Below are 19,502 nucleotides of genomic sequence, written 5' to 3'. Positions count from 1 at the left end.
CCTTAGCCCTGTCGCAATGCAGCAAAGCGGCCCATTTCAGCGTCATCCCCACTGCAACGACAGACAACAGGATGCTTGAGACCATGACCTATCAGACTCTCCTCAACGATGCCGATCGCACGATCGACGCTCAGGGCTCGGCCTGGAACGGCATCGCGGCTGAGGCCGTGACGCGCATGCGCCTGCAGAACCGTTTCCACACCGGGCTCGATATCGCGCGCTACACCGCGAAGATCATGCGCCAGGACATGGCCGCCTATGATGCCGATCCGGCGAACTACACCCAGTCGCTGGGCTGCTGGCACGGTTTCATCGGCCAGCAGAAGCTGATCAGCATCAAGAAGCATTTCGGCACGACCAAGGGCAAGTACCTCTACCTCTCGGGCTGGATGGTTGCCGCGCTGCGTTCCGAATTCGGCCCGCTGCCCGACCAGTCGATGCATGAGAAGACCAGCGTGCCCGCGCTGATCGAGGAACTCTACACCTTCCTGCGCCAGGCCGATGCCCGCGAGCTAGGCATGCTGTTCCGCGATCTGGACAAGGCGCGCGGCGAGGGCAATCGCGCCAAGGAAGCCGAGATTCAGGCTCAGATCGATGGCCACCAGACTCACGTGGTGCCGATCATCGCCGACATCGATGCCGGTTTCGGCAATGCCGAGGCGACCTATCTGCTGGCCAAGAAGATGATCGAGGCGGGTGCCTGCGCGCTCCAGATCGAAAATCAGGTCTCGGATGAAAAGCAGTGCGGCCATCAGGACGGCAAGGTCACCGTGCCGCATGAGGACTTCATCGCCAAGATCCGCGCCTGCCGCTACGCCTTCCTCGAACTGGGCGTGGAAGATGGCATCATCGTGGCGCGCACCGACTCGCTGGGGGCCGGGCTCACCAAGCAGATCGCCTACAGCCGCGAGGCGGGCGATCTGGGCGACCTCTACAACGGCTTCCTCGATTGCGACGAGATCAGCGATCTCAAGGGCCTGCGCGGCGACGTGCTGATCGAGCGTGACGGCAAGCTGGTGCGCCCCAAGCGCCTGCCCTCGAACCTCTATCAGTTCCGCAGCGGCACGGGTGCGGATCGCTGCGTGCTCGACTGCATCACCTCGCTCCAGAACGGCGCGGACCTGCTGTGGATCGAGACCGAGAAGCCGCATATCGAGCAGATCGCATCGATGGTGGACCGCATCCGCGAGGTGATCCCCAATGCCAAGCTGGTCTACAACAACTCGCCCAGCTTCAACTGGACGCTCAACTTCCGCCAGCAGGTCTTCGATGCCTGGAAGGAAGCGGGCAAGGATGTGTCTGCCTATGACCGCGCCGCGCTGATGAGCGTTGTCTATGACAGCACCGATCTGGCGCATGAGGCCGATGACCGGATCCGTACCTTCCAGCGCGATGCTGCCAAGCGTGCGGGCATCTTCCACCACCTCATCACTCTGCCGACCTATCACACCGCCGCCCTGTCCACCGACAATCTGGCGCGTGAATATTTCGGCGAGGCCGGGATGCTGGGCTATGTCGCGGGCGTGCAGCGCAAGGAAATCCGCGAGGGCATTGCCTGCGTGCGCCACCAGAACATGTCGGGCTCCGACATTGGCGACGATCACAAGGAAGCCTTCGCCGGTGAGGCCGCGCTGAAGGCGGGCGGCGTCCACAACACGATGAACCAGTTCGCCTGATCAAACAGGCAAATACAGAGAAAGGAGAAGTATCATGACCACTCAGACCGCAGAACGCACTGAACCCACCCCGGCTCGCCCGATCTTCTCGACCGCCGATTTCAAGCTGCTGCGCACCGCTGTGCTGGCCTACATCCATCAGGTGGAAGATTCGCCGGAATCGCAGGCTTACAGCCACCTGTACCACCGTCTGGGTCGGCTGCGCTAAGCAGCCGTCAAGCCGGGCATAAGGCCCGGTGACCTGTACGATGCGATAAAACAAAAGGCTGGAGCGGTTGATCCCATCGATTAGGATCAGCCGCTCCCGTCGCAATCGGAAGTGAGAGATGACCATGACAGGATACACCAACCGCGCCGGCCTGTCGGTGGCCGAGCCGCTGGCCAGCTTCATCGAGGAGCAGGTTCTCCCCGGCACGGGAATCGAGCCGCAGCCCTTCTGGTACGGCGTGGCAGGCATCTTCGGCCGCTTCGCCCCGGAAAACGAGGCCCTGCTGATCAAGCGCGACCGCCTGCAGCAGCAGATCGACAGCTGGCACGAACAGCACCACGGCCAGACCATCGATGGCGAGACCTATCAGGCCTTCCTGCGCGAGATCGGCTATCTGGTGGCCGAACCCGCGCCTTTCTCGGTCGATCCGCGCCATGTGGATGAGGAAGTGGCGCTGCGCTCCGGCCCTCAGTTGGTGGTGCCCGCGCTCAACGCCCGCTTTGCGCTAAACGCCGCCAATGCGCGCTGGGGCAGTCTTTACGATGCGCTTTACGGCACCGATGCCATCCCCGGCACGCCCGAGGGCAAGGGCTTCGATGCGGCACGCGGCGCGCAGGTGATCGCCTATGCCAAGGCCTTCCTCGACAAGGTCGTGCCGCTGGCGCATGGCTCCTGGGCGCAGTGGAAGGGCGGGATGCTGCCGTTGGCCAATCCGGGGCAATGGGTGGCGCAGGATGCGAAGCGCATTCTGCTCTCCAACCACGGGCTGCATATCGAGATCGTGATCGATCCCACGCACCCCATCGGCAGGGACGATCCGGCGCATATCGCGGATGTCATTCTGGAATCGGCGCTGACCACCATCGTCGATCTGGAGGATTCCATCGCAGCGGTCGATGCTTCGGACAAGGTTGCGGCCTATGCCAACTGGCTCGGCCTGATGAAGGGCGATCTGGAAGAGAGCTTCGAGAAGGGCGGCAAGACCGTCACCCGCAGCCTGAACGCAGATCGCACCTATGCCGCCCCCGATGGCACCGATATCGTGCTACCGGGCCGCAGCCTGATGTTCGTGCGCAATGTCGGCCATCTGATGAAGACGCCTGCCGTCAAGCTGGCCGATGGCAGCGACGCGCCCGAGGGCATTCTGGACGGCATCGTCACCAGCCTGATCGCCATGCATGATCTGCGCGGCAATGGGCGTTTCAAGAACAGCCGCGAGGGTTCGATCTACATCGTCAAACCCAAGATGCATGGGCCCGAAGAGGTCGATTTCTCCGACCGGCTGTTCGATGCCATCGAGGACACGCTGGGGCTGGCGCGTCACACGATCAAGATCGGCGTGATGGATGAGGAGCGCCGCACCTCGGCCAATCTGGCGGCCTGCATTCATGCGGTGCGCCACCGGGTTGTCTTCATCAACACCGGCTTCCTCGACCGCACGGGCGATGAAATCCACACCTCGATGCGTGCGGGCCCGATGCTGCGCAAGGCCGAGATGAAGGCGGCGGAATGGATCGCGGCTTACGAGGACCGCAATGTCCAGATCGGTCTGGCCTGCGGCCTGTCGGGCAAGGCGCAGATCGGCAAGGGCATGTGGGCCGCGCCCGACCGCATGGCCGATATGCTGGAGCAGAAGGTGGCTCACCCCAAGGCGGGGGCCAGCACGGCATGGGTGCCGTCTCCCACGGCGGCGACGCTGCACGCAACGCATTACCATCTGGTCCATGTCCCTGTGCGTCAGGCCGCGCGCAAGGCCGAGCCGGTGGTGCCGCTGGGCAAGCTGCTGATGGTGCCTCTGGCCTCCGGCCACAACTGGTCGCCCGAGGAAATCCGGGAGGAGCTGGACAACAATGCGCAAGGGATCCTGGGCTATGTGGTGCGCTGGGTCGATCAGGGCATTGGCTGTTCCAAGGTGCCCGATATCCACGATGTCGGCCTGATGGAGGACCGCGCGACGCTGCGCATTTCCTCGCAGCATCTGGCCAACTGGATGCTCCATGGGGTGGCCAGCGCCACCGAGGTCGAAGGTGCGCTGCGCCGCATGGCCGCCAAGGTGGACGGGCAGAATGCGGGCGATCCGCTCTATCAGCCGATGAGCGGGCAGGAAGGCACCAGCCCCGCCTTCCTCGCCGCCCGCGCTCTGGTGTTCGAGGGCGTGGCCCAGCCCAATGGCTATACCGAGCCGCTGCTGCACGCATGGCGCGCCGAGGTGAAGGCCGGGTAACAGACAGGGCGGGGGTGTAATCGGCATCCCCGCCCTGATGGCCTACTCACAAATATCGTAGGGGATGGGCCCGCGCCGCCGTGTATCGATGGAAATCTGCTTCTCATTGGGCGGATAGGCGCGCTGATGGCAATCCATGCGAGGACAGATGCGGCAGGAAACGCCGATCCGGGTGAAGGCCTCCTCGCAAGCCATGTTCAGCGTATCGGCATAGACGAAATCGCCCGCCAGAGACGCCTCCCAGCCCAGCACCAGCGCATGGCGGCGCGGCGGCAGGAAGTAGCTGTCCGAGGGTTTCAATTGCCCGCGCGCCAGAAAGACATAGCGCCCGCCCTCGGCCATATCGGCCAGCTGCAGATGGATGCGCTCGGGCACAGTCACCGCCTCATGGGCGATCCACAGCGGGCAGGCGCCGGAAAAGCGCGCCAGTTGCAAGCCATTGGCGGCGTGGCGCTTGGTGATGTTGCCGCCCATATCGATCTTGCAGAAGAACACCGGCGTGCCGCGCATATGCGGGCGCTGCAGCGTGGAAAGGCGATGGCAGGCCTGCTCGAAGCTGACGCTGAAAATCTGCCGCAGCCGGTCGACATCGTGGCGCAGTCGCCGCGCCGCATCGCGAAAGCCGCGATAGGGCATCAGCAGGGCGCCCGCCGCATAATTGGTGAGGCCCACCGTCAGCAGATGCCGCGCGGTCTGCATGGTGAGGTCGGAGGCCTCGACGGTCTCGCGGATTTCCCGGGCCAGAGCGATGGCGCAAATCTGGAAGGCCATCTGGAAGCGCAGGCTTTCCAGCGGCTGGTTGGCGTTCAGAACCAGTTGCTTGCCGGCCTCATCATAGCTGCGCATCAGCGATGTAGCATCGAAGCGCAAGCTGATCCCGCGCTGCGTAAACCAGTCCGACAGTTGCGCCGTATCGGGCGAGGGGGCGCCATCGGACAGGCTGAGGCCAATCGCCTCGGCGCCGGTGTCGATCAGATGGTTGTAATTGTCGGCGCGGTTGAACCAGTCGCGCACCTCCTCCCATGGCAGGCGCCCGCCCGAAAGCATGTCCGAGCCCAGCGCCTCATCCACCGCCTCCAGCCTCTGCGCATTGGAGCGGTAGAGTCGGTACAGCTGGGCAAATTGCGCGGCAAAGGCCGGGTGCTGCTGGGCAATGCGCTCGATCTGATCTTCCGGCAGAGCCTCGCGCAGGGCGGGGTCGCGCGTGGCCTCCAGCAGGCTTTCGATCACCGGTTCTTGGCGGTTGTCGGTCCTGTCGGCCCAGTCGTGCGGATAAAGCGCGCGCAGCCTTGCCATGAGGCGCGGGGTGAGCGGGCGGCTGTCGCTTTCCAGCTGCGAAAGATAGGGCGGGCTGATGGAGAGCTGCGCGGCCATCTCGGCCTGTCGCAACCCATGGGCGCTTCGCAGGTTCTTGAGAAAGGGGCCGGCATAAAGCCGGCGTTGGGTGGGGGGGGGGGGCATGAAGAATTTGCTAAGTCATGCATTGCAAATTAGCAAGATTGCATTGGACACAGCCGAAGAGGGCTGCGAAAGCAGCAAAAATACCTCAGGAGAGCTTTGCATGAGCGCCAATGTCGCCGAAATGGAAACCCGCCGCGCCGCCGCGCGCGCCGGTGGCGGGCAGCGCCGTATCGATGCCCAGCATGCCAAGGGCAAGCTGACCGCGCGCGAACGCCTCAAGGTCCTTCTGGATGAAGGATCGTTCGAGGAAGTCGACATGTATGTCGAACACAATTGCGTCGACTTCGGCATGGCGGACAACCATATCCCCGGCGATGGCGTGGTGACCGGCAGCGGCACGATCAATGGCCGTCTGGTCTTTGTGTTCAGCCAGGATTTCACGGTCTTCGGCGGGGCGGTTTCCGAGCGCCACGCCATGAAGATCTGCAAGATCATGGATATGGCGCTGAAGGTGGGCGCGCCGGTGATCGGGCTGAATGACAGCGGCGGCGCGCGCATTCAGGAGGGCGTCGCCAGCCTTGGCGGCTATGCCGAAATCTTCCAGCGCAATGTGCTGGCGAGCGGCGTGGTGCCTCAGCTCTCGCTGATCATGGGGCCCTGCGCGGGCGGCGCGGTCTACAGCCCGGCCATGACGGACTTCATCTTTATGGTGAAGGACAGCTCCTATATGTTCGTGACCGGCCCCGATGTGGTGAAGACCGTCACGAACGAGGTCGTCACGCAGGAGGAGCTGGGCGGCGCCGTCACGCACACCACCCGCACCAGCGTGGCCGATCTGGCGCTGGAGAATGATATCGAGGCGCTGCTGGCGGCGCGCGAACTCTTCGATTTCCTGCCGCTGTCGAACCGTGCCGAACTGCCCGACCGCCCCACCAGCGATCCGTGGGACCGCCGCGATGACAGCCTCGACACGCTGATCCCGGCCAGCGCGGCGCAGCCCTATGATATGCACGAAGTCATCCGCAAGGTGCTGGATGAGGGCGAGTTCTTCGAAATTCAGCCCGCCCATGCCGCCAACATCCTGTGCGGTTTCGGCCGGATCGAGGGGCGCACCGTGGGCGTGGTGGCCAATCAGCCGCTGGTGCTGGCGGGCGTGCTGGACATCAACAGCGCCAAGAAAGCCGCGCGTTTTGTGCGCTTCTGCGATGCGTTTGATATTCCCATCGTCACCTTCGTCGATGTGCCCGGCTTTCTGCCCGGCACCGCGCAGGAGCATAATGGCATCATCAAGCATGGCGCCAAGCTGCTCTTCGCCTATGCCGAGGCGACCGTGCCCAAGATCACTGTCATCACCCGCAAGGCCTATGGCGGCGCCTATGACGTGATGGCCTCCAAGCATCTGCGCGGCGATCTGAATTACGCGTGGCCGACGGCAGAAATCGCGGTGATGGGCGCGAAAGGCGCGGTGGAGATCATCTTCCGCGGCCTGTCGCGTGAGGAGATCGCTGAAAAGACCAGGGAGTACGAAGACCGCTTTGCCAATCCCTTCGTGGCGGCGGCCAAGGGCTTTATCGATGAGGTGATCCATCCGCACTCCACCCGGCGCCGCATCGCGCTGGGGCTGCGCAAGCTGCGCGGCAAGGCGCTGGAAAACCCGTGGAAGAAGCACGACAACATTCCGTTGTGACGATGGACTGGTTCTTCATCCTCTTTCTGGCGGTCGCCTGCCTTGTGGCCATGCATCAGATATCTCTGGGCATTCAGGCGATCCGCACCGGAGAGACGGTCTATTATTTTCGCTACCATTATCGTCGCGCGGATCAGCCGGTGATGTTCTGGTGGGTGACGATCGGGCGGTTGGCAGGCCCTCTGCTGATGGTGAGCATGATGTTGATCGGGCTGCGTGCGGTTGGAGTGATAAGGCTATGAAACTGGGACGTTTGAACCATGTGGGTGTGGCTGTGCCGTCGATGCAGGATGCCATCGCCTATTACCGCGACGTACTGGGTGCCGATGTCATCACGGAGCCTTTCGATATGCCCGAACAGGGCGTGAAGGTGGCCTTCGTCCATACGCCGGGCGAGCAGGGCACATCCGGCACGCAGATCGAGCTGATCGAACCCTTGGGGGCAGACAGCCCCATCGCCAGCTTTATCGTCAAGAACCCGGCGGGCGGACAGCATCATCTGTGCTATGAGGTTGCCGATATCGCGGAGGCCCGCGCATGGTTTGAAGGACAGGGCAAGCGCATCCTCGGCCCCACGCGCATCGGCGCGCATGGCACGCCGATTTTCTTCCTGCACCCCAAGGACATGCTGGGCCAGCTGACCGAAATCATGGAGACGCCCCGTGAGCAGCACTGAAAATCCGGGCATCGCAGACTGGGAAAAGCTCTCCGCCAAGGAGGTCAAGGGCCGCGATCTGACCTGGCACACGCCAGAAGGGATCGACGTCAAGCCGCTCTACACCGCCGATGATGTGACGGCTGACCCCGGCTTGCCCGGTTTCGCGCCCTTCACGCGCGGCGTGCGCGCCAGCATGTATGCGGGGCGCCCATGGACGATCCGCCAATATGCCGGTTTCTCCACCGCCGAGGAATCCAACGCCTTCTACCGTCGCAATCTGGCGGCAGGGCAAAAGGGCCTGTCGGTCGCTTTCGATCTGGCGACGCATCGCGGTTACGATTCCGACCATCCCCGCGTGGTGGGCGATGTCGGCAAGGCGGGTGTGGCCATCGATTCCGTCGAGGATATGAAGATCCTCTTCGACGGCATTCCGCTGGGCGAAATGTCGGTCTCGATGACGATGAACGGTGCGGTGATCCCGATCCTGGCCTTCTTCATCGTCGCGGGTGAGGAGCAGGGCGTTGACCGCAAGCTGCTGGACGGCACCATTCAGAATGACATTCTGAAGGAGTTCATGGTCCGCAACACCTATATTTATCCGCCCGAACCCAGCATGCGGATCATCAGCGACATCTTCGGCTACACCAGCCGCGAGATGCCCAAGTTCAACTCCATCTCGATCTCCGGCTACCATATGCAGGAGGCCGGGGCGACGCAGGTGCAGGAACTGGCCTTCACCATCGCCGATGGCATGGATTACGTGCGCTACGGCGTGGCGAGCGGACTGGATATCGACAAATTCGCCGGACGCCTCAGCTTCTTCTTCGCCATCGGCATGAACTTCTTCATGGAGATCGCCAAGTTGCGCGCCGCCCGCGTGTTGTGGCACCGCGCCATGACCCAGCTTGGCGCGCAGGACGAACGCAGCAAGATGCTGCGCACCCATTGCCAGACCAGCGGCGTCTCGCTTCAGGAGCAAGACCCCTACAACAACGTCATCCGCACCACGGTGGAGGCCATGGCCGCGATGCTGGGCGGCACGCAGAGCCTGCACACCAACGCGCTGGACGAAGCCATCGCGCTGCCCACCGATTTCTCCGCGCGCATCGCCCGCAACACGCAGATCGTGCTGCAGGAAGAGACCGGCATGACCAAGGTGGTCGATCCGCTGGGCGGCAGCTATTACATTGAATCGCTGACGCAATCGCTGGTCGATGAGGCATGGGCTATCATTGAGAAGGTGCAGGCCGAGGGTGGCATGGCGCAGGCCGTCGCCGCCGGCTGGCCCAAGGCGATGATCGAAACCGCCGCCGCTGCCCGTCAGGCCCGCGTTGACAAGGCCGAGGATGTGATCGTCGGCGTCAACAAATACCGGCTGCGCCAAGAAGACCGCATCGAAACGCTGGAGGTGGACAACCACGCGGTGCGCGATGCCCAGATCGCCCGCATCAAGGCCACCAAGGCCGCGCGCGATGAGGCGGCCTGTCAGGCGGCGCTGCAAGCTCTCACCGAAGGGGCCAAGGGCGAAGGCAATTTGCTGGAACTGGCCGTGGAGGCTGCCCGCCACCGCGCCACTTTGGGCGAGATCAGCGCGGCGATGGAAGAGGTGTTCGACCGCTATGGCACCACGCCCACGCCGGTGAAGGGTGTTTATGGCGCGGCCTATGCTGCTGACAATCGCTACCAGCAGGTGCTGGATGGTGTTGAGGCTGTCGGTCGCCGTCTGGGGCGCAAGCCGCGTCTGCTGGTGGCCAAGATGGGGCAGGACGGGCATGATCGCGGCGCCAATGTGATCGCCAGCGCCTTCAGCGATATGGGCTTCGATGTCACCAGCGGTCCGCTGTTCCAGACGCCTCAGGAAGCCTGCGATCTGGCCTTGGCCTATGAGGTGGACGCGGTGGGCGCCAGCTCTCTGGCCGCCGGGCACAAGACGCTGATCCCTGAGCTGATCCGCCTGCTGCGCGATGCCGGACGCCCGGATATCAAGGTGGTGGCGGGCGGCGTCATCCCGCCGCAGGATTACGATATGCTGCGCGATGCCGGGGTGCAGGGGATCTATGGGCCGGGCAGCAATGTGGTGGAATGCGCAGCCGATATGCTGCGCCTGCTGGGTCATAACATGCCGCCGGTCGATGCGGTCTTGGCATAAACGCGGAAGTTGGGACGAGAGACGAGATGTTCAAGAAAATCCTGATCGCCAACCGTGGCGAAATCGCCTGCCGCGTCATCAAGACTGCGCGCGCCATGGGGATCGCCACCGTGGCGGTCTATTCCGATGCTGACGCTCGCGCGCCCTTCGTGCAAATGGCGGATGAGGCGGTGCATATCGGCCCGTCGCCCGCCGCGCAGTCCTATCTGATCGCGGACAAAATCATCGCGGCCTGCAAGGCGACCGGCGCCGATGCCGTCCATCCCGGCTATGGCTTCCTCTCCGAACGCACCAGCTTTGCCGAGGCGCTGGCCGCCGAGGGCATCGCCTTTGTCGGCCCGCCGGTGAATGCCATTGCCGCCATGGGCGACAAGATCGAGTCCAAGAAGCTGGCCAAGGCGGCGGGCGTCAATGTCGTCCCCGGCTTTGTCGGCGAGATCGAGGACACCGAGCATGCCGTGCGCATCTCGGGCGAAATCGGTTATCCGGTGATGATGAAGGCCTCGGCGGGCGGCGGCGGCAAGGGCATGCGTCTGGCCTACAGCGAGCAGGACGTGCGCGAGGGCTTCGAGGCGGTGAAGCGCGAGGGCCTCAACTCCTTCGGCGATGATCGCGTGTTCATCGAGAAATTCATCCTCAACCCGCGCCATATCGAAATCCAGATCCTGGGCGATCAGCACGGCAACATCCTCTATCTGAACGAGCGTGAATGCTCGATCCAGCGCCGCCATCAGAAGGTGGTGGAAGAGGCCCCGTCACCCTTCGTCAGCCCCGCCATGCGCAAGGCCATGGGCGAGCAATGCGTCGCTTTGTCGCGCGCGGTGGGCTATTACAGTGCGGGCACGGTCGAGCTGATCGTCTCGGGCGCCGATCCCACGGGCGAGAGCTTCTACTTCCTCGAAATGAACACCCGCCTGCAGGTGGAGCATCCGGTTACCGAGGCGATCACCGGCATCGATCTGGTCGAGCAGATGATCCGCGTCGCGGCGGGCGAGAAGCTGGCTTTCACGCAGGATGACATCGGCATCGACGGCTGGGCCATCGAGAACCGCGTCTATGCCGAAGACCCCTATCGCGGCTTTTTGCCCAGCACCGGTCGCCTCAGCCGCTATCGCCCGCCTGTCGAGGGCTGGACCGATGATGGCGCCGCCAATGGCCGCCGCGGCGTGGCGGGCGTGCGCGTGGACGACGGCGTCTATGAAGGCGGCGAGGTCTCGATGTTCTACGATCCCATGATCGCCAAGCTGGTGACTTGGGGCGCCACCCGCGACGAGGCTGCCGACCGCCAGATCGCCGCGCTGGATGCTTTCGAGATCGAGGGGCTGGGCCACAACATCGATTTCGTCAACGCCATCATGCAGCATCCGCGCTTCCGCAGCGGCGAGCTGACCACCGGCTTTATCGCCGAGGAATATCCGGAAGGGTTCCACGGCGCGGCGGTGTCGGACGAGCTGCTGCGCGAACTGGCGGCGATTGCGGCCTTTGTGGCCACGGCGCGGGCCGATCGCGCGCTGGAGATTTCCGGGCAGCTCGATGGCAAGCTGACGCCCGATCTCGATTGGCAGGTCAAGCTGGGCGGCCAGAGCTTTGCCGTCGCGGTGGATGAGGATGAGATCACCGTCGATGGCGAGGTGGTCGATCTGGCGATGGAATACACGCCCGGCGACCGTCTGATTTACGCCGAAATCGGCGAGGAAGCGCTGACGGTGAAGATCGAGCCCACCCGCAGCGGGCTGATCATCACCACGCGCGGCGCCATCCACAAGGTGCAGATCCTGCCCGCGCGACTGGCCGCTTTTGCCGAGCATATGATCGAGAAGATCCCGCCCGATCTCTCGCGCTTCCTGATCTGCCCGATGCCGGGGCTGCTGGTGTCGCTGTCGGTCGGTGTGGGGGACCGTGTGGAAGCCGGGCAGCCGCTTGCCGTGGTGGAGGCGATGAAGATGGAAAACATCCTGCGCGCTGGCAAGTCGGGCACGGTGAAGGCTGTCAACGCCAAAGTTGGCGACAGTCTGGCGGTGGACGCCATCATTCTGGAAATGGAATAAAGCCAAGCCTCCCCGGCGCTATGCCGGGGAGGCTTGCGCATCAGATCACACGTTGGCGATCACCACCGCGCGGGTGTTGAGGTAGGCATCGACCGCCTCGGGCCCGCCCTCGGTGCCGTAGCCCGAATCCTTCAGGCCGCCGAAAGGCAGTTCTGCCGAAGGGGTGGCAGGCGTGTTGACCCACAGCATGCCCACTTCCACGCGGCGCGTCAGCAGATCAGCGTTCGCCAGAGAGCGGGTGAAGGCATAACCCGCAAGGCCGAAGGAGAGGCGGTTGGCCTCGCTGATGGCCTCCTCAAGCTTGTCGAAACCGCGCACGCCCGCGACCGGGCCGAAGGGCTCATCGTTGAACAGGCGGGCCTCCAGCGGCACATCGGTCAGCACGGTGGGCTGCCAGAAGTTGCCTGTCTCGCCGATGCGGCTGCCGCCGGTCAGCACGGTGGCGCCCTTTTCCACGGCATCCTGCTGGAACTCGGCCATGGCGGCCAGACGGCGCGGATTGGCCAGCGGGCCCATCTGCGTGCCTTCCGCCGTGCCGTCGCCCACCTTGATGCCCTGCGCATAGGCGGCCAGCGCCTTGGCGAACTCATCCTTCACGCTGTTGTGAACGAGGAAGCGCGTGGGCGAGATGCAGACCTGACCGGCATTGCGGAACTTGGCCGTGCCCACGCTGCGCACCGCCAGAGCGATGTCCGCGTCCTCGGCCACGATCACCGGGGCATGGCCGCCCAGCTCCATCGAGACGCGCTTCATATGCTGGCCCGCCAGACCCGCCAGCAGCTTGCCGACAGGGGTGGAGCCGGTGAAGGTGATCTTGCGGATGATCGGGCTGGCGATCAGATATTCCGAAATCTCTGCCGGATTGCCGAAGACGAGGCCCAGCACGCCCTCGGGCAGGCCCGCGTCCTGAAACGCCTTGATGAGGGCGGCAGGGCTGGCCGGGGTTTCCTCCGGCGCCTTGACGATCAGCGAGCAGCCTGCGGCCAGACCCGCCGAAATCTTGCGCACCACCTGATTGATCGGGAAGTTCCACGGCGTGAAGGCCGCAACGGGGCCGACCGGATCCTTGATGACCATCTGGCGCGTGGCGATGTCGCTGCGGTGCGGCACCAGGCGGCCATAAACGCGGAAGCCTTCCTCGGCGAACCATTCGATGATGTCACCGGCGGCCATGGCCTCGCCCTTGGCCTCGATCAGGGGCTTGCCCTGTTCCTGCGTGAGCAGTTTGGCGATGTCGTCGGCGCGCTCGCGCATCAGGGCGGCGGCCTTGCGCAGGATCTTGCTGCGGGCGGCGGGGGTGTAGTCGCGCCAGATCTCAAAGCCGCGCTGGGCGGCGGCCAGCGCCTTGTCGAGGTCCGCCTTGCTGGCATGGGCGACGCGACCGATTTCCTGACCCGTGGCCGGATTCTCCACCGCCAGCGTGCGCCCGTCGGCGGCATCCTGCCAGACGCCATCGATGAAAAGTTGCGTGTTGGGATAGGTCATCTCGGGGGACTCCGGATCAGAGGGGGCAGGGAGGGAGAGATCCCTGTCTGAGTTATTGCGGCGCATCATATCGGAAGGGGGCGGGCGTGGGGCAAGCAGGACCAAGGCCGGGGCTTGTCGGCATGCGATGGTCCGTTGTTCATGCGGGATCATTGGTTGGCATGCTGGCCCTATCCTTGATTTTCGGGCGCTCCATACCAATGATAAGCGGGCATTAATCATCCTTTGGCTTGGCAGGACGCGGTATGAAAAAGATCGGTTTTCTCTCTTTCGGTCACTGGTCGGATCAGCGCGGATCGGCGACGCGCTCGGCCAGCGATGTGCTGTTGCAGTCGATCGATCTGGCCGTGGCGGCGGAGGAACTGGGGCTCGATGGCGCCTATTACCGCGTGCATCATTTCGCGCGGCAGTTGGGCTCGCCTTTTCCACTGCTGGCGGCTGTCGGTGCGAAAACCAGCAAGATCGAGATCGGCACTGGCGTGATCGATATGCGCTATGAAAACCCCTTCTATATGGTCGAGGATGCCGGGGCCGCCGATCTGATCGCGGGCGAAAGGCTGCAACTGGGGATCAGCCGCGGCTCCCCCGAGCAGGTGATCGAGGGCTGGCGCCATTTCGGCCACCAGCCTGCCGAGGGCGAGAGCGAGGCCGATATGGGCCGCCGCCATGGGCAGATGTTCTTCGATCTGCTCAAGGGCGAGGGCTTTGCCAAGCCCAACCCCAGCCCGATGTTCCCCAACCCGCCGGGGTTGCTGCGGCTGGAGCCTTTCTCGCCCACCTTGCGCGATCGCATCTGGTGGGGATCGGGGAACAATGCCACGGCGGTCTGGGCGGCGCAGCAGGGGATGAATCTGCAAAGCTCCACGCTGAAGGCCGATGAAAGCGGTGAGCCTTTTCATATCCAGCAGGCCAAGCAGATCCGCCTCTATCGCGAGGCCTGGAAGAAGGCCGGGCATAAGCGCGAACCGCGCGTCTCGGTCTCGCGCTCGATCTTCGCCTTGGTGAACGAGATGGACCACGCCTATTTCGGGCGCGGTGAAAGCAGCGACCAGATCGGCGTGATCGACAATATGCGCGCGGTGTTTGGCCGCTCCTATGCCGCCGAGCCTGATCGCCTGATCGAGCAACTGCGCGCCGATGAGGCCATTGCCGAGGCCGATACGCTGCTGCTCACCGTGCCCAACCAGCTTGGGGTGGACTACAACGCCCATCTGATCGAGGCGATCCTGACCCATGTCGCCCCGGCGCTGGGCTGGCGTTAAGCGTAAGCCATAACATCATGGTATGATCGACCCATATAGGATGGCTTACCTCGCCGCGCGGACAGGCGCATAATCGGCAGGGTCAGTCATCCAGCAGGGGTCAACCTTATGTCGTCCAACGCCATCGCCACGGTTTCGCTCAAGGGCACCTTGCAGGAAAAGCTGGTGGCGGCAGCGGGCGCCGGCTTCCCCGGCGTGGAGATTTTCGAGGCCGATCTGATCGGCTCCAGCCTTTCGCCCACCGAAGTGCGCAAGCTGCTGGAGGATCTGGGCCTCACCTGTGATCTCTACCAGCCCTTCCGCGATTTCGAGGGCATGCCCGGCGCCCTGCGCGCCCGCGCCTTCGACCGCGCCGAGCGCAAGTTCGACCTGATGGGCGAGCTGAACACCAACCGCATTCTGGTCTGCTCCAACTGCCAGCCCCACTCGCTGGGCGAGCGCCAGCGCATCATCGACGATTTTGCCGAGCTGGGCGAAAGGGCGGCCAAGCGCGGCATTCTCGTGGGTTATGAGGCGCTGGCCTGGGGGCGCCATATCTATGACCACCGCGATGCGTGGGAGGTGGTGAAAGCCGTCGATCATCCCAGCATCGGCATTATTCTCGACAGTTTCCATTCGCTTTCGCGCCGCATTCCTAACGCCAGCATCGCGGACATTCCGGGCGACAAGATCACCTATGTCCAGCTGGCCGATGCCCCGCTGCTGGAGATGGATTTGCTCTATTGGAGCCGCCATTTCCGCAATCTGCCGGGGCAGGGCGGGTTGGATGTGGCGGGCTTCGTCGCGGAAATCCTGCGCAGCGGTTACAAGGGCCCGCTCTCGCTGGAGATTTTCAACGATCGTTTCCGTTCCAGCTCTCCCGCGCTGGTGGCCGCCGATGGCTATCGCTCGCTTGATTATGTGCGCGATGCGGCGCTGACGCGGTTGGACCAGCCCACCAGCATGCCCGCGCCGCAACCTGTGCTGGGCACCGAATTTATCGAATTTACCGCCGAGGGCGAGGAAGCCGAAACGCTGAAGGAGACCTTCGCCAGCCTCGGTTTCGCCAAGGCGGGCAAGCACCGCAACAAGAAGGTCACGCGCTGGCAGCAGGGCGGCGTCAATCTGGTGGTCAATGCCGAGCCCAAGGGTTTCGCCAAGACCTATCGCACGGTGTTCGGCACATCGATCTGCGCCATCGGCCTGCGGGTGGCCAATGTGCAGGCCGTGCTGGACCGCGCCACCGCGCTGGGCATCCGCCATTACAAGCCTGAGGGGCGCCCGGGCCGTCTGGCCATGCCTGCTCTGCGCGGGGTGGGCGGTACGCTGCTTTACCTGATCGCCGACGATGATGCCGAGGCGCTGTGGCATCGCGAATTTCCCAGCGCGGGCGAGGGCTCTTCCGCGCAGGCCGTGCAACGCGTCGATCATCTGGCCAGCGTGGTGCATCATGACGAGTTCCTGTCATGGCAACTCTACTGGCGCGCCCTCTTCGGTCTTGAGGCGCTGAGCGAGCAGGATGTGATCGACCCTTCGGGTCTGGTGCATAGTCAGGCTCTGCAATCCGCCGATGGGGCCTTCCGGGTGACGATCAACGCCTCGGATGCGCGCGAAACGCTGTCGTCGCGCTTTCTGGCGCGGGGGATGGCGGGCGGCTTCCAGCATGTGGCGTTGGCCAGCGACGATCTGGCCGCCAGCAGCGCGGCACTTCGCGAGCGCGGCGCGGCCCTGCTGGAAATCCCCGCCAACTATTACGAGGATCTGGGCGCCCGCTTCGGCTTCGACGAGGCGCAACTGGCCGCGATGGAACAGGCCCACCTACTCTATGATGAGGATCTGGCGGGCAATCGCTTCCACCAGATGTACAGCCGCGCTGTGGACCGGCGCTTCTTCTTTGAATTCCTCCAGCGCGATGCGGGCTACAATGGCTATGGCGCGCCCAATGCTGGCGTCAGGCTGGCGGCGCAGGCGCGGTTCCGCCCGGCAGACCCTATCGATTAAAGTTTGGGCCGGGGCAGGCTCAGCAGCACCTTGCGGGCGATCTCCTCGAAGCTTTCGCCGATGATCGCGCGGGGGGCTTCCAGATTGCGGTTGAGATAGACCGGCAGGCTGGCGGGCTGTTCGAATTCCAGAAAGCGCACCGTCTCGGCATGCGGCTGCATGGCGGTGAAGCTGTCGACCAGCGCCACGCCCATGCCCTGCGCCACGAAGGCCACCGCCGTTTCGGCAAAGCGCAGATAGCTTGCCACCTTCAGCGTGCAGCCGGCCATGGCGAACATCGCCGCAATCGCATTGCCATGCGGCGTATCGGGCGGGAAGGAAAGGATTTGGTCCCCGGCAATCTCCTCCACGGTGATCCTTTCGCGCCCGGCCAGCCGATGGTCGGCGGGCACGGCGCAGATCAGCCGCCCCGATGCAATGCGGTTGGAGAGCACATTGGGATGATCGATGGGAAAAAGCGTCAGCGCATAGTCGCCGCGCTGGGTGGCCAGATAGCCCGTCGCCTGATCGACTGAGAGAATATCGAATTGCAATGTCAGCCCCGGAAAGGCCGAGGTCAGCTTCGCCAGCATGGCGGGCAGGATCGAGTGCCCCAGCGAGGGTGAGGCGCCGACACGAAAGATGCGATCCTCACCCTTGGCAAGGCGACGCACCGTTTGGTCCAGCCCGGCCAGCCCATCGTAGAGGCGCTGGATTTCCTCGAACAGCACCTGCGCTTCATGGGTGGGCATCAGCCGGCCCTTGGTGCGATCAAACAGGCGGAAGCTGAGATGGTCTTCCATATGGGCCAGCATGCGGCTGATGCCGGGCTGGGAGGTGCTCAGCAGCTTGGCGGCGCCGCTCACCGTTTTGGTGATCATGACGGCGCGAAAAATCTCGATCTGGCGCATGGTAAGCGTGGGATTGAGCATGGCGTTGAGCATAGGGGCCGCATAACACAGCCCATCCGCCCCGAACACCATGGATCAGGACGCGGAGTCCCCCGCCTTACAGGATGGTGACGATCCGGCGCGCGCCCTCGTCTGAAAGGCGCAACCGGCCCTGAGCGTCTTCCTCCACAAGGCCTTCCCTGATCAGGATGGAGATCCAGCGCTTGTCCATATCGCTGCGCTGCGCGCGACCGGCAAAGAAGAGTTTCAGCTCCGCCCCCTTGCGTGACGGCGGCCGGGCCGACAGCGCTTCGAGCAGGATTTTGAGAGGCCGCAGGGACTGGTCGATCACGCCGATCCCTTCGGAAAGGGCGCAGACCTTTTCCAGCATCTCTCGCGCTTTTTCGATTTGCTTCTGAGTGATGCGGTCGGCGGCATCAGTCATGCGGCGTTCCTTCCACTCTTCGTGCGTGGCGCATGCTGTAGATCGCTTCGCCGCCCACGATCAGATGGTCCACCAACTCTATGCCGATGGCCCGGGCGGCGTCCTGCGCGGAGCGGGTCGATTGATAATCCATGGTACTCGGTTCTGGCTGTCCGCTCGGATGATTATGGGCGAGGATAAAGGAGCTGGCCCCGCAACGGATCGCCGCGCGCAGCAGGCGCCGAGTGCCCAGCGAAACCTCACGCGCGGCGCCGTAAGCCAGAATTTGGACATCGATGCAAGTGCTGTCCGGACCCAGAAACAGGGCCAGCAGCGCTTCGTCCTCGCGGCTGCCCAGCGTCTGCACCAGATAGGTGAACAGCCTGCCGTCGATGCGGGGCAGGGGAGGCTCGACACCGGCCAGAGCGATCAGCTTGCGAGCCAGATCGGCCTTGGTGGAGGAGGGTACATCGAGACTGTCGATCAGGGCGCGGAAGATGCCCGCCAGCGACTGATAACGCCCCAGCAGGCGGTCCGCGACGGCCTGTGGCTGGGCTTGATCGGCACCGGCATCGGCGCTGGCGATCAGGGCGGTGAGGAATTGCCCTTGCGGTTCATCGGGCTGCTCGCCGGATGGCGGCGCTGACGATGCCGGAACGAGATCGTCCCGGCCAGCAGAGCGAAACTCTGGATATAGGACGGGACCCTTGTCATGATGCCATAGGCCAGCCCGGCTTCCCCCGTGAGCAGGTAATGCACCATATGGCCCAGAAGAGCGACGACCTGCGCTGCGCAAAACCATAAAGTCCAACTTCGTCTGGTGGTGAGGGCCAGATAGAAGCACGCCGGCGTGGCCAGAGCGTCGATCAGGCTTCCTCCCAGATCCAAATCCAGATGATGGGCGGTGTAGGGCAGCTTCAGAACCGCCGTGCCCGCCGTGATCCAGAGAAAGATCGAGGCCCCGATGCGTTCCGCGCGCCCGCCCGCAAGGACGGCGGCGCCGGAACTCAGGAGCCAGAGAATCAGGAAAATGGCGGTACGCATGGCCGTCCCATCGCATGGAGGGAGCGGCCATGCACGCCTCGAATAAGGCCGAAGCGCTTAGACCGCCAGCCGCGCGGTCTCGGTCAGCGTGGCGGAACCGGAGGGGCAGTCGCCAATGTCGGCCAGCCCGGTTTCCTGATGGATCTTGCGCAGGCGGCCATGGGCCTTGGCCACTTCGCCGCTGGCGCTGATCAGGCCTTCGATGGCCTTGCCGACATGCTGGATCGCCATTTCGCCGGTGCCGGGGGCTACGCCTTCGGCGCTGCGCGCGGCAACCATCGAATTGAGCAGCGTGGTCAGCGCCATCAGCGCCTGATCGATATCTTGTTCGGCCTGAGGCAGCTGACGGGCCAGGCGGGCGGTGGCGGCGGAAATCGTCATGGTCAT

The 19,502-nt window shown here is 64.0% G+C and carries 17 protein-coding genes; 10 read left to right on the top strand and 7 right to left on the bottom strand.

Annotated elements, in window-relative coordinates:
* Nucleotides 1–83 precede the first annotated feature (83 nt).
* From HGK27_RS12350 to HGK27_RS12340, 3 genes are all read left to right on the top strand, one after another.
* Complete coding sequence (locus HGK27_RS12350; RefSeq protein ID WP_206240914.1) at nt 84–1,676, top strand: isocitrate lyase; 1,593 nt, start codon at nt 84–86, stop codon at nt 1,674–1,676.
* Between the two features lie 34 nt (nt 1,677–1,710).
* On the top strand, nt 1,711–1,884 hold the full coding sequence (locus tag HGK27_RS12345) for a hypothetical protein (RefSeq protein WP_206240912.1): 174 nt from the start codon (nt 1,711–1,713) through the stop codon (nt 1,882–1,884).
* Nucleotides 1,885–2,008: 124 nt separating this feature from the next.
* Nucleotides 2,009–4,108 carry a malate synthase G gene (locus HGK27_RS12340; protein ID WP_206243113.1) on the top strand — a complete coding sequence of 700 codons (2,100 nt, stop codon included), beginning with the start codon at nt 2,009–2,011 and terminating at the stop codon, nt 4,106–4,108.
* Nucleotides 4,109–4,150: 42 nt separating this feature from the next.
* Here HGK27_RS12340 and HGK27_RS12335 read toward each other — a convergent pair whose 3' ends face one another.
* Nucleotides 4,151–5,569, bottom strand: coding sequence for a helix-turn-helix domain-containing protein (locus HGK27_RS12335; protein ID WP_206240910.1), 1,419 nt, complete (start codon nt 5,567–5,569; stop codon nt 4,151–4,153).
* A 100-nt stretch (nt 5,570–5,669) separates the two neighbouring features.
* On the opposite strand from HGK27_RS12335, the gene HGK27_RS12330 reads away from it, so the two are divergent.
* Genes HGK27_RS12330 through HGK27_RS12310 form a run of 5 tightly spaced genes read left to right on the top strand, consistent with a single transcriptional unit; the run spans nt 5,670 to nt 12,051 of the window.
* Entirely contained in the window at nt 5,670–7,196 is a 1,527-nt protein-coding gene (locus tag HGK27_RS12330; RefSeq protein WP_206240909.1) for an acyl-CoA carboxylase subunit beta, read from the top strand.
* The gene (locus HGK27_RS12325) at nt 7,193–7,438 is read left to right on the top strand and encodes a hypothetical protein (RefSeq protein ID WP_206240907.1); all 246 of its coding nucleotides are present in this window, start codon (nt 7,193–7,195) and stop codon (nt 7,436–7,438) included. The genes HGK27_RS12330 and HGK27_RS12325 overlap by 4 nt, the downstream gene beginning before the upstream one ends.
* Complete coding sequence (mce, locus tag HGK27_RS12320) at nt 7,435–7,872, top strand: methylmalonyl-CoA epimerase (RefSeq protein ID WP_206240906.1); 438 nt, start codon at nt 7,435–7,437, stop codon at nt 7,870–7,872. Before HGK27_RS12325 ends, mce begins: the two co-directional genes overlap by 4 nt.
* Nucleotides 7,859–10,003 carry a methylmalonyl-CoA mutase gene (scpA, locus tag HGK27_RS12315; protein WP_241127095.1) on the top strand — a complete coding sequence of 715 codons (2,145 nt, stop codon included), beginning with the start codon at nt 7,859–7,861 and terminating at the stop codon, nt 10,001–10,003. The genes mce and scpA overlap by 14 nt, the downstream gene beginning before the upstream one ends.
* A gap of 26 nt (nt 10,004–10,029) precedes the next feature.
* On the top strand, nt 10,030–12,051 hold the full coding sequence (locus HGK27_RS12310; RefSeq protein ID WP_206240904.1) for an acetyl-CoA carboxylase biotin carboxylase subunit: 2,022 nt from the start codon (nt 10,030–10,032) through the stop codon (nt 12,049–12,051).
* Between the two features lie 45 nt (nt 12,052–12,096).
* Here the strand turns inward: HGK27_RS12310 and HGK27_RS12305 are convergent, their stop codons facing one another.
* Nucleotides 12,097–13,536 (bottom strand): NAD-dependent succinate-semialdehyde dehydrogenase, encoded by a 1,440-nt coding sequence (locus HGK27_RS12305; protein WP_206240902.1) that lies wholly within the window; start codon nt 13,534–13,536, stop codon nt 12,097–12,099.
* Nucleotides 13,537–13,781: 245 nt separating this feature from the next.
* Here HGK27_RS12305 and HGK27_RS12300 point away from each other — a divergent pair, with 245 nt between their 5' ends.
* A complete protein-coding gene (locus HGK27_RS12300) occupies nt 13,782–14,798 on the top strand; it encodes an LLM class flavin-dependent oxidoreductase (RefSeq protein WP_206240900.1) in 1,017 nt (338 codons plus the stop codon).
* Between the two features lie 108 nt (nt 14,799–14,906).
* Nucleotides 14,907–16,778 carry a bifunctional sugar phosphate isomerase/epimerase/4-hydroxyphenylpyruvate dioxygenase family protein gene (locus HGK27_RS12295; RefSeq protein WP_206240899.1) on the top strand — a complete coding sequence of 624 codons (1,872 nt, stop codon included), beginning with the start codon at nt 14,907–14,909 and terminating at the stop codon, nt 16,776–16,778.
* Here the strand turns inward: HGK27_RS12295 and HGK27_RS12290 are convergent.
* From HGK27_RS12290 to HGK27_RS12275, 5 genes are all read right to left on the bottom strand, one after another.
* Nucleotides 16,775–17,701: a LysR family transcriptional regulator gene (locus tag HGK27_RS12290; RefSeq protein ID WP_241127093.1), complete on the bottom strand. Its 927-nt coding sequence runs from the start codon at nt 17,699–17,701 to the stop codon at nt 16,775–16,777. The two genes, HGK27_RS12295 and HGK27_RS12290, sit on opposite strands and share 4 nt — an antisense overlap.
* A gap of 64 nt (nt 17,702–17,765) precedes the next feature.
* Nucleotides 17,766–18,092, bottom strand: coding sequence for a hypothetical protein (locus tag HGK27_RS12285; RefSeq protein WP_206240898.1), 327 nt, complete (start codon nt 18,090–18,092; stop codon nt 17,766–17,768).
* Nucleotides 18,085–18,441, bottom strand: a complete 357-nt coding sequence (locus HGK27_RS31045) for a JAB domain-containing protein (RefSeq protein ID WP_274617180.1) — start codon at nt 18,439–18,441, stop codon at nt 18,085–18,087. Before HGK27_RS31045 ends, HGK27_RS12285 begins: the two co-directional genes overlap by 8 nt.
* 215 nt (nt 18,442–18,656) lie before the next feature.
* Nucleotides 18,657–19,115 (bottom strand): hypothetical protein, encoded by a 459-nt coding sequence (locus tag HGK27_RS31040; RefSeq protein WP_241127091.1) that lies wholly within the window; start codon nt 19,113–19,115, stop codon nt 18,657–18,659.
* A gap of 57 nt (nt 19,116–19,172) precedes the next feature.
* Nucleotides 19,173–19,502, bottom strand: coding sequence for a hypothetical protein (locus HGK27_RS12275; protein ID WP_206240895.1), 330 nt, complete (start codon nt 19,500–19,502; stop codon nt 19,173–19,175).

This window comes from Novosphingobium terrae (assembly GCF_017163935.1).
GTDB lineage: Bacteria > Pseudomonadota > Alphaproteobacteria > Sphingomonadales > Sphingomonadaceae > Novosphingobium > Novosphingobium terrae.
This window is presented reverse-complemented; position numbering and strand designations above follow the sequence as displayed.

Bases quoted from the DNA above. Each gene is read 5' to 3' on its own strand.
- HGK27_RS12295 (WP_206240899.1), top strand. From the start codon at position 14,907: ATGTCGTCCAACGCCATCGCCACGGTTTCGCTCAAGGGCACCTTGCAG.
- HGK27_RS12330 (WP_206240909.1), top strand. From the start codon at position 5,670: ATGAGCGCCAATGTCGCCGAAATGGAAACCCGCCGCGCCGCCGCGCGC.
- HGK27_RS31040 (WP_241127091.1), bottom strand. From the start codon at position 19,115: ATGCGTACCGCCATTTTCCTGATTCTCTGGCTCCTGAGTTCCGGCGCC.
- HGK27_RS12335 (WP_206240910.1), bottom strand. From the start codon at position 5,569: ATGCCCCCCCCCCCCACCCAACGCCGGCTTTATGCCGGCCCCTTTCTC.
- HGK27_RS12345 (WP_206240912.1), top strand. From the start codon at position 1,711: ATGACCACTCAGACCGCAGAACGCACTGAACCCACCCCGGCTCGCCCG.
- HGK27_RS12285 (WP_206240898.1), bottom strand. From the start codon at position 18,092: ATGACTGATGCCGCCGACCGCATCACTCAGAAGCAAATCGAAAAAGCG.
- HGK27_RS12305 (WP_206240902.1), bottom strand. From the start codon at position 13,536: ATGACCTATCCCAACACGCAACTTTTCATCGATGGCGTCTGGCAGGAT.
- HGK27_RS12300 (WP_206240900.1), top strand. From the start codon at position 13,782: ATGAAAAAGATCGGTTTTCTCTCTTTCGGTCACTGGTCGGATCAGCGC.
- HGK27_RS12340 (WP_206243113.1), top strand. From the start codon at position 2,009: ATGACAGGATACACCAACCGCGCCGGCCTGTCGGTGGCCGAGCCGCTG.
- HGK27_RS12275 (WP_206240895.1), bottom strand. From the start codon at position 19,502: ATGACCATGACGATTTCCGCCGCCACCGCCCGCCTGGCCCGTCAGCTG.
- mce (WP_206240906.1), top strand. From the start codon at position 7,435: ATGAAACTGGGACGTTTGAACCATGTGGGTGTGGCTGTGCCGTCGATG.
- HGK27_RS12290 (WP_241127093.1), bottom strand. From the start codon at position 17,701: ATGCTCAACGCCATGCTCAATCCCACGCTTACCATGCGCCAGATCGAG.
- HGK27_RS12310 (WP_206240904.1), top strand. From the start codon at position 10,030: ATGTTCAAGAAAATCCTGATCGCCAACCGTGGCGAAATCGCCTGCCGC.
- HGK27_RS12350 (WP_206240914.1), top strand. From the start codon at position 84: ATGACCTATCAGACTCTCCTCAACGATGCCGATCGCACGATCGACGCT.